The organism is Actinosynnema sp. NPDC023658 (assembly GCF_040639995.1).
In the GTDB taxonomy this organism is placed as follows: Bacteria; Actinomycetota; Actinomycetes; order Mycobacteriales; family Pseudonocardiaceae; genus Actinosynnema.
Window position 1 is genome coordinate 1 of record NZ_JBFAAX010001470.1, and the last position, 1081, is coordinate 1081.

Below are 1081 nucleotides of genomic sequence, written 5' to 3' on the forward strand. Positions count from 1 at the left end.
CCTCTCGCGGGCAATTTCTCCGTGACGGGGGCGCAGCGGGCCGCCGGCAGGCTCCGCCGGTGCTGACGGAGATCGACATCGAGCCTTCGCCCGCAGCGCGCGGCAGCCCGAACGGATCACGGCGCGAGGTGGCCGGACGTGCGGTGGAGGAGCGGTTCGCGGGCGAGGCCCGGGATCAGGGACGGTGGGCGGCCTCGGGCGCGAGCTCCCGCGCCAGCTCGACCGCCGCCCGCGCCGGGTCGTGGGCGAAGCGGGTGGGGAACGCGTCGCGCACCCGCCACCCCGCGCCGCGCAGGGCACGCCACCGCTCCAGGTGCGCCGCCGGGCCGTCGGGGTGCGGCCGGGTGTCCAGGGCGACGGCCGAGCCGCGTTCGCCCACCACCAGGTCGACCCGCCACCGGCCCACCGGGTACCCGGTCCGCGCGGGCAGCCCGAGGCCCGCCAACTCCGCCGCCAGCCGCGCGGTCCACTCGTCGGAGGGCGCGACGCCCTCGGTCTCGGTCGGCGGGACCTCCGCGTGCCGCAGGTACTCCCCGACGAGCCCGACCGGTTCGGTGGCGGAGGTGACGACGTGCACCAGCCGCCGCGCCCGCGTGGTCAGCACGGCCAGCAGGTTGCGGTCGCCGGCGAACCGCCACGCGGCGGGCCGGTCCGCGTCGGTCAGCGCCAGGCTGACCACCACCTCGTCGAACTCCGAGCCCTGCACCCCGTGCACGGTGCCGACGCGCACCCCGCCCGTGGTGATCTCGTCCAGGCTCAGCCGGTCCAGCAGCGCCCGTTCCAGCGCGTCCGCCTGCGCCCGGAACGGGGTGACCACGCCGATCGAGCGCGCCCCGGCGGCGATCCGGCGGCGCAGGTGCGCGAGCACCGCGTCCACCTCGACCGCGTTGACGCCCTTGTCGTCGCGGTCGCCCTCGACGCGCTCGACGTCGATGCAGTCCACGTCCGCGATCGCCGGGTGGGTGGTGAGCAGCGCGATCCGGCCCTCGTAGAACCGGGTCGCGGCGAACCCGATCAGGTGCGGCGCGCAGCGGTGGTGCTCGGTCAGCCAGTGCACCCCGGCCGCCGCCGTGCCCGCGTC

1 protein-coding gene is annotated in these 1081 nt (G+C 77.4%); it reads right to left on the reverse strand.

Annotation, left to right across the window (positions count from 1 at the left end; genetic code table 11):
- Positions 1-175: 175 nt before the first annotated feature.
- Positions 176-1081, reverse strand: a 906-nt coding sequence (locus tag AB0G02_RS41870; RefSeq protein WP_360806638.1) for an AAA domain-containing protein, incomplete at its 5' end; no start/stop codon positions are given.